The 8464-nt window shown below is 66.8% G+C and carries 7 protein-coding genes; all 7 read right to left on the minus strand.

What is annotated here, in order from left to right; translation table 11 throughout:
• Positions 1-105: 105 nt before the first annotated feature.
• The 7 genes from AB0N81_RS01175 to ngcE all read right to left on the minus strand — a co-directional run bounded on the left by AB0N81_RS01175 (position 106) and on the right by ngcE (position 7896).
• A complete protein-coding gene (locus tag AB0N81_RS01175) occupies positions 106-1086 on the minus strand; it encodes a DMT family transporter (protein ID WP_365354523.1) in 981 nt (326 codons plus the stop codon).
• Positions 1087-1211: 125 nt separating this feature from the next.
• Positions 1212-2093 (minus strand): carbohydrate ABC transporter permease, encoded by an 882-nt coding sequence (locus AB0N81_RS01180; protein WP_365354524.1) that lies wholly within the window; start codon positions 2091-2093, stop codon positions 1212-1214.
• Positions 2093-3040 carry a sugar ABC transporter permease gene (locus AB0N81_RS01185; RefSeq protein ID WP_365354525.1) on the minus strand — a complete coding sequence of 316 codons (948 nt, stop codon included), beginning with the start codon at positions 3038-3040 and terminating at the stop codon, positions 2093-2095. The genes AB0N81_RS01180 and AB0N81_RS01185 overlap by 1 nt, the downstream gene beginning before the upstream one ends.
• A 28-nt stretch (positions 3041-3068) precedes the next feature.
• Positions 3069-4289 (minus strand): extracellular solute-binding protein, encoded by a 1221-nt coding sequence (locus AB0N81_RS01190; protein ID WP_365354526.1) that lies wholly within the window; start codon positions 4287-4289, stop codon positions 3069-3071.
• Positions 4290-4480: 191 nt separating this feature from the next.
• Positions 4481-5377: a carbohydrate ABC transporter permease gene (locus AB0N81_RS01195; protein WP_365354527.1), complete on the minus strand. Its 897-nt coding sequence runs from the start codon at positions 5375-5377 to the stop codon at positions 4481-4483.
• Positions 5378-5398: 21 nt separating this feature from the next.
• Positions 5399-6346, minus strand: a complete 948-nt coding sequence (locus AB0N81_RS01200; protein ID WP_365354833.1) for a sugar ABC transporter permease — start codon at positions 6344-6346, stop codon at positions 5399-5401.
• A gap of 116 nt (positions 6347-6462) precedes the next feature.
• Positions 6463-7896: an N-acetylglucosamine/diacetylchitobiose ABC transporter substrate-binding protein gene (gene ngcE / locus AB0N81_RS01205; RefSeq protein WP_365354529.1), complete on the minus strand. Its 1434-nt coding sequence runs from the start codon at positions 7894-7896 to the stop codon at positions 6463-6465.
• Positions 7897-8464: the final 568 nt, after the last annotated feature.

The following is an 8464-nucleotide window of genomic DNA, read 5'->3' on the forward strand; positions in this document are numbered from 1 at the left end:
TGGTCCCCCGTGACGCCGGCCTCTGAATCGGGTACCGGGCCATGTACAAGTTGTGAACTCCAAACTCCGCTGAAGGAGCTGTCGCAGTCAAGTCGTTGACGGAAATCAGGAGTCGGCGGAGAGCCGGCCGCGCGGCTTCCCGCGCATGCGCGACACCGCGACCCCGGACAGACACAGGAGGCCGCCGAGAAGCGCGAGCCGGCCGGGCACCTCGTCGAGGAACAGCCACGACATGAGGATGACGAGCACCGGCACCGCGTAGGTCGTCGTGCCCATCTTCCCGGCGGTGCTGTGGGAGATCGCGTAGGCCCAAGTACTGAACGCGAGGGCGGTCGGGAAGACGCCCAGATACACCACCTGCAAGGTCGCCGACGCCGGGGCGCGGCCCGCCTCCGACACGAACTGCCCGACGAACGGCAGGCACGCCACCGCACCGACGAGCGCACCGAACGTCGTCACCTGAAGGGGCGTGGCGTGCTTCAGGGTGGGCTTCTGCAGCACCACGCCGACCGCGTACGCCACCGCCGCGAGCAGGCACAGCAGCACGCCGAGGAGGGAGGACGAGCCGCTCCCGCCGGACGTGGCGATCCCGACCACCACGGCCCCGGCGAACGACACCGTCATGCCCGCCATCAGCTTGGGCGGGAAGCCCTCCTTGAGCAGCCAGCCGCCCAGCAGCGCCATCAGGATCGGCCCGACGTTGACGATCATGGAGGCGGTCCCGGCGTCCACTTCCCGCTCGCCCCAGTTCAACGCGACCATGTACGCGCCGAACCACAGGACCCCCGAGGCGGCGATGCCGAGCCAGGCCTCACGGGGCGGTATCCCCTCGCGCCGGACGAGCAGGATGGCGCCGAGCACGAGGGACGCCACCGCAAGCCGGCCGAAGGCGAGCGCGCCGGGACCGAAGTGCTCGCCGGTGCTGCGGATCGAGATGAACGACGACGCCCAGAGCACCACCGTGACGGAGGCGGCCGCGAGCACACGGCCGCCCACCCCCTTGTCCGTCTGCGCGGGACCACCGCCCGTCACCGGTGGCGCCGCCGCCGGTATCGCTTCCGCTCGTGTTTCCGTCCGCCGGCTCATGATCGCGTCCTCCTGGACATCACAGGGTCTGGGCCGCGACAAGATCACCACGCGAGGGCCGCCGGATTCCACCCGGTTTCGCGGCCGGGCGGAATGCGACGGAATGCGACGGAACGTACGGACGCCTACTTGACGGACCCCGCCGTGAGGCCCGACACCACATGCCGCTCGATGAACGCGAACAGCACGATGACCGGCACGATCGCCACCACGGACGCCGCGAAGAGGTAGTTCCACTCCACCGTGTAGTTGCCGATGAAGTTGTTGATGCCGACCGTCAGGGGCTGCTTCTCCGGCTCGGTGGTCAGGGTGAGGCCCATCACGAACTCGTTCCAGGACGTGATGAAGGTGAAGATCACGGCCGTGACGACGCCCGGCAGGGCGAGTGGCAGGGTCACCTTGATCATGGCGCCGAAGCGGCTGGTGCCGTCCACCATGGCGGCCTCCTCCAGCTCCGGCGGGATCGAGCTGATGTAGGCCGTCAGGATCCACACCGCGAAGGCGAGGTTGAACGCCGCGTTGGTGAGGATGAGCGTCCAGACCGAGTTGAGCATGTCCAGCTGGTGGAACTCGCGGTACAGGCCGACCAGGAGCGCCGTGGGCTGGAACATCTGGGTGACAAGGACCAGGAGCAGGAAGACCTTGCGGCCGCGGTAGCGCACGCGCGCCGTGTAGTACGCGGCGGGCAGCGAGACGAGCAGGACCAGCAGGGTGGCGCCGCCGGCGACGAGCAGCGTCACCTGGAGGTTCTGGCCGAGCTCGGACTCCTTCCACACGTCGATGAAGTTGGCCCACTCCAGGTTCTGGGGCAGGTACGTGCGGTCCCGGAGCTCCTCCTTGGGGCGGAGCGCGGTGACGATCATCTCCAGGTACGGCGCGAGGAAGATCGCGGCCAGGAGCCACGCGCAGGCCGTGATGACCAGGGTGCGGGGCCGGAAGGTCCGCCTCGGCTTCTTCGGGCCGCCGTCCTTCCGGGGCGCGGGGCGGGTCGCCGTCGTGGTGGCCATCAGTCCTCCTCGTTCCACCGGCTGACCTTCAGGAAGATCAGCACGAGCACCACGACCATCAGGAAGTTGACGACCGACATGGCCGCGGACTCACCGATGTCGGTCTCCTTCAGCTTGTACATGAACACCATCGACGTGGAGGTGTCGTAGCCCGGACCGCCCTGGGTCATGGCCCAGATGATCGGGAAGGAGTTGAAGACGTTGATGAGGTTGATGACGACGCCGACGAGGAAGGCGGGCCGCAGCATCGGGAGCGTGATGTGGCGGTAGGTCTGCCAGGTGCCGGCGCCGTCGATGCGCGAGGCCTCGTAGACGTCCTTCGGGATGGTCTGGAGGCCCGCCAGGAGCGTGTACGTGGTGAAGGGGAGCGACACGAAGACGGCGACGGCCATCATCCACGGCCAGGCGGTCTCCGGCTTGCCCAGCCAGTCCTTGGAACTGTCGATGAGGCCGAGGTCGAGCATCACGGTGTTGAGCACGCCCGCGGTCTGGTTGAGCATCCACTTGAAGCCGATGGCGGTCATCAGGACGGATGCCGCCCAGGGGGCGATGAGCGCCCAACGGGTGATGCGGCGGCCGGGGAACTTCTGGTTGAACAGCTGGGCGAGGGCGAGCGAGAGCAGCATCGTCGCGGTGACGACGACGATCGTCCAGATCACGGTCCACGTCAGGACGGCGCCGAAGTCGCTCTCCTCGAAGAGCTTCTTGTACTTGTCGGTCCCGGCGCTGCCGCGCACCTTGCCGGAGATGGAGATGTTGAGGAACGAGGTGCGGATCAGCTCGACGACGGGCCAGACGACCACGGCGAGGATCAGCAGGATGACGGGCGCTATCCAGGGCAGCGGACCGAGCCGGGCCAGACCGCTGCGGCGGCTCACCGGCCTGGGTGCGCGCCCGCCCCGTCCCCGGCCGGACTCGGCCGGGGACGGAGGGGCCTTCAGCGACACGGAAACTCCTTATGTTCGGCGTCGGCCGCTACTTGGCGTCGGCCGCCGCCGACTCCGCCTTCTTCTGGAGGTCGCCGAGTACCTGCTTCGGGTCGTCGGCGACGGCCTTGCCGCCGGTCTTCTTCATCTCGGCCGAGACGAGGTCCCAGGAGGTGTCACCCAGCGGGTAGAACCTGGCGTTCGGCAGCACCTCGAAGAACGGCTCCAGGTCCTTGTGCTTGCCGTTGCTCTGCATGGTCTTGAGGGCGTCCTGGGTGACCGGCATGAGGTTGTACATCTCGTCGAACTCCAGCATCTTCTTGGAGTACGTGAAGTCGAGGAACTTCTTCACGCCCTCCTTCTCCGCGCCGCCGTCCTTGAACGCCATCATCCAGTCGGCCACGCCGAGGGTGCTCTCCAGCGGGCCCTCCTTGCCGGGAATGGGTGCGACGCCGTAGTCGACCTTGCCGCCCTTGGCCATCTGGATGAGGCTCGGGTGGCCGTTGAGCATGCCGACCTTGCCGGCCGCGAAGTCCGCGAAGGCCGTCTTGCGGTCGGTGGAGGCGGGGTTGGCGTAGGTGAGGCCGGGCTTGACCAGGTTGGTCTTGAGCCACTCGAAGGTCTCGACGTTCTGCGGGCTGTCGATGGTGTACTTGCCGTCCGCGTCGGTGTATCCGCCGCCGTTGCCGAGCTCCCACATCATCGTCTCGCCCTGGGTCTCCTCGGGGCCGAGCGGCAGGGCGTAGGGGGTCTCGGCGGCCTTCTTGGCCTTGATCTTCTTTGCGGCGTCGGCGAGTTCGTCCCAGGTCTTCGGCGGCGTCTTGACGCCGGCCTTCTTGAAGACGGACTTGTTGTAGAACATCACGCGGCTGGAGGAGACCCACGGGATGCCGTACTGGGTGCCGTCCACCTCGCCGGCCTTGGCGAAGGTGGGGATGAGGTTGTCGCGCGTCTTGGCGGACATCACCTCGTCCGCCTTGTAGAGGAGGTCGTCGGCGACCTTGTCGGCGTAACCGCCGGTCTGGAGCAGGTCGGGCTCGTTGCCCGCCTGGATCATGTTCTTCACGGACTTGTCGATCTCGTTCCAGTTGATGACCTGGACGTCGACCTTGTAGCCCTTGTTGGCCGCCTCGAATTCCTTCTTCACCTCGGCCCAGTACACCTTGGAGGCGTTGGAGGCCTTGTCCCCGTAGTCGGCGGCGACAAGCTTGATCGTCTTGCTGTCGCCGCTGTCGCTGTCACCGCCGCAGGCGGTAAGTCCCAGAGCCATGGCAAGCGTTGCCGCACCGGTGGCGACTATTCGGTTCCTCATGCTGTTTCAACCCTTCGACATCGGTGTCGACTTGAGCGCGTCCAGTCGCCCCCCGCGGCGCCGTGGCGCCGACCTTACTCACGGCCCGATTCGCCTCGACAGGCCTAGACCACTTTCGTGGCCAAGCTGAAATCACCTGCCTCACCAGGTCACTTGAGCGCTCCCGCCGTCAGACCGGCCTGTACCTGTCGCTGGAACACCGCGTAGACGACGAGCACCGGGAGCATGGCGATGGTGAGGCCCGCGAAGAGCGCTCCCCAGTCGCCCCGGTAGCCCTGCGAGACGGCCAGCGAGGCGAGTCCCTGAGGCAGCACGTAGCTCTTCTCGTCCTCGTTGTTGAGCAGCAGCGGCAGCAGGTACTGGTTCCACTGGCCGAGGAAGTTGAAGATGCCGATGCTGACGAGGCCGGGCTTGGCCATCGGCAGCATGATCTGGAAGAAGGTGCGGGTGTGCGAGGCCCCGTCGACCATCGCCGCCTCCTGCACGCCGGTCGGCAGCGTGCGGAAGAAGGAGGTCAGGAAGAAGGTGGTGAAGGGCAGTGAGTAGGCGATGTACGCGATCATCAGCCCCGGCCGGGTGTCGAGGAGGCCGAAGTTCTCCATCACCGCGAAGAGCGGCACCAGGGCGAGGATGACGGGGAACATCATGCCGCCCGCGAACAGCATGAAGACGACGCGGTTGCCGGGGAACGTGAAGCGGGCGATGACGTAGGCCGCCATCGAGCCGAGCAGCATGGTGCCGGTCAGTGAACCGGCGAGGATGATCAGCGAGTTGAGGGTGTACTGGCCGATGTTGGCCTTGTTCCACGCGTTGGTGAAGTTCTCCCAGTGGAAGGAGGCCGGCCAGCCCATCGGGTCGCTGAGGATCTCGGCGGAGGGGCGGAACGCGGTGAGGGCTACCCAGATCAGGGGCCCGGCGGCGAGGATCACCCACAGGACGAGGAAGGCGTGCGAGAAGACGTTGAGGGTGGTGCCGCCCGTCTCCTTCTCGCGGCGGGGCGCGGCGGTGGTCTTCGACTGCGGGGCGGTGGTGGTGGTCGTGGTCATGTCGCAGTGGCTCCCGCGGTCTCAGTATTCGATCCGGTCGCGGTTCCCGACCCGCATGACGATCAGGGAGAACGCCATGCTGAGGACGAGAAGGACCACGCCGATGGAGGTGGCGTAGCCGTACTGGCCGTCCCGGAACCGTTCGTAGAGGAAGACCGGGGTCACCTTCAGGACGTGGGGCGGCACCATGACCAGGCAGATCGCGAAGGTGTCGAGCGCCTGGATGCCCATGTAGATCCAGCCGGTGCGCACCGTGTCCCAGATCAGCGGGAGCGTGACGTTGAAGAAGGTGCGGGCGCGGCCCGCGCCGTCGAGCAGCGCGGCCTCGTAGATCTCCTTGGGGATCGCGCCCATCGCCGCCGAGAACAGCACGACGTAGAAGCCGACGAAGCTCCAGCTGATGACGGTGAGCAGGGCGATCATGGCCAGGGTCTGGTCGCCGCCCAGCCAGGCGGGCCCGTCGACGCCCACCTTGTCGAGGCCGCCGTTGATCAGTCCGCTGTTGGTGTTGAAGACGCGGCCCCACACCACGGCGACGATGGCGACGGACAGGACCTGCGGGAAGAAGTAGACGACCTTGTAGACCGAGGAGCCCGCTACGCCCGCGATGGCCTGTCCCCTGCGGTGCCGGCCGCCCGAGGTGATCATGAAGGCGAAGAACATGCCGAGGACGAGGGTGACGACCGGGGCGATGACCAGCAGCAGGGTGCTGACCTGCAGCGAGTCCCAGAAGCGCTCGTCGTTCCACATCTTCTCGTAGTTGTCGAACCCGACGAAGTTCGCGACCGGGCCGCCGGACCAGTCGGTGAACGAGTAGTAGATCGCCTGGAGGAAGGGCGAGATCACGAACAGCGCGTAGAACGCCAGCGGCACGGCCAGGAAGCCCACGATGAAGCGGTACTTGTCGAGCGTGCGGTAGCGCCGGTCGTAGCGGACGCGCCGGGGGGTGAGGCGGGGCGGCAGCACCATCGCCAGGCACAGCAGCGGCACGTTGGCCGGGCGGGGCAAAGGCTTGGCCTCCGCCCGCTTCTTCGACGGCTTCGGCGGGCGGGACCCGCCCGCCCGGGTGTCGGTCTTCACGCCGCTCAGGCCTTCTTGACCTTGGTGATGTCGGGGTCCTTCAGAATCCGCTCGGAGGCCTTCTGCATGGTGTCCATCGCCTGCTTGGCCCCGATCTGGCCCTGCATGAACTTGTGGATCATGTTGTTGAAGTCCTCGCGGAACAGTTCGTTGTACCAGTCCATGAACTGGGGGATGACGATGTTCTCGCCGGCCGCCTTGATCGCGGCCTGCGCGCTCGCCGTGCCCGAGGGCAGCTTCTGGCCGTCGATGGCGCCCTTGACCACGGGCATCGACCCGATCTCCTTGAAGAGATTGAGCGCGGCTTCCCTGCTGTACATCATCCGCAGCCATTCGAGGCCGCCCTGCCGGTTCTTGGCCTTGGCGGGCACGATGAAGGGCTCACCGGCGGGGGCGTAGAGCGTGCCGAACGGCAGCTTGTCGCCGGAGTCCAGCGACGGGGTCGCGCCCACCGTCATCGCGAAGTCCTTCGGCGTGGTGTCCTTCGCCTCGTTCTCCACCCACGAACCGTTGGGCACGAAGAGGCACTTGCCCTCCTTCGTCCACGCGGTCTGCATCTCGGTGTGCGCCTCGGTGCCGTCGAAGCCGGTCAGCACGTACTTCTTGGCGACCAGTTCCTCCCACGCCTCGAAGACGTCCTTGACCGCCTCGTGCTTCCAGGCGTCCGGCTCCAGGTAGTCCATCGCCGTGGTGACCTCGCGGCCGCCGCGCTGGGCGAACATCGCGTACATGCTGAAGAACATGTAGCGGGGGTGGCCGCCCGGGTAGCTCCAGCCGTGGATGCCCTTGGCCTTGGCCTTCTTGCAGACGGCGAGCATCTCGTCCCAGGTCTTGGGATACGAGGAGTCGAGCCCGTCCTCGAGCAACTTCTTCGAGTACCAGTTCCCGTACACCGTCAGGGCGATGTTGAGCTGGTAGCACTCGCTGCCGCCGAAGCGGCCCATCTGCTCGACGACCGGTACGAGGGTCTCGCGCACGGTGACGTTCGGGTCGTCCCAGGAGGGCGCGTCGAGCACCTCGCTGAGGTCGGCGACCTGCTTGTTGTGCACCAGCTTGCCGGGGTTCATCTGGTCGGCGCCGGAGTTGTTGACGACGTCCGACGTGGGCTTGCCGCGGACGATCTTCGGCTGGACCTGGGTGGCGATCTTCTCGGTGGGCTTCTGCTCCGGATCGGACTTCGGGTACTTCTTGGCGTACATGTCCGTGACGAACTGAGCGTATTTATCCCCATAGCCACCGTTGAAGATGTAGACGGTGAGTCCGGCGTCCTCCTTCACGCCGAGCGGGTTCTTCTTGCTCTTCTCGCCCTTCTCGGCCTTGTTCTCCTCGCCGCCCCCGCTGGCGCAGGAGCTGAGCGCCCCCACGGCCGGCACCGCGAGCAGACCGGCGGCTGCCGCCCTCTTCATGACATCACGACGGTTGACGCTGGTGGATCCCATGCTCAAGTCCTCGCCTTCTCCAGGACTCAGGCGGTGAACCGGACCCTCCCCGGCACCGCGGTGGTGTGAAGCTGGGGTCGTACGCCGGATTCCCCCACCGGCCAGGGCAGTTGACGTCGGACGCGGACAGGTATAGTCCACTCGCGGTCGGGTGGGCAAGATCGAATACGACTTTGCCCGGCAGCCTTGTCCGAGTTGAGACCTGCGGTGATTCCCGGTTGTGACCGGTGGTGCTTTCCGGTCGGGACCGGTGGTGCTTCCCGGTCGGGACCGGTGGTGCTTCCCGGTTTTGACCGGTGGTGCTTCCCGGCAGGGATCGCCGCCGGGCCCTGGAGGGGGCCGACCTTGATCCCCGTTCAGAACCTCTCGCACATCGCCGCCGGAACCCGTGGACTTTCGCGCCGGTTTCCATGGACTTTCCCTCGTGTCACCCGAGTGGGTGGGGGGGGCGACGCCGTACGGCACGCGGTGAGCGGCACGCGGTGAGCGGCACGCGGTGAGCGGCACGCGGTGAGCGGCACGCGGTGAGCGGCACGCGGTGAGCGGCACGCGGTGAGCGGCACGCGGT

The organism is Streptomyces sp. NPDC093510 (genome assembly GCF_040683555.1).
In the GTDB taxonomy this organism is placed as follows: domain Bacteria; phylum Actinomycetota; class Actinomycetes; order Streptomycetales; family Streptomycetaceae; genus Streptomyces.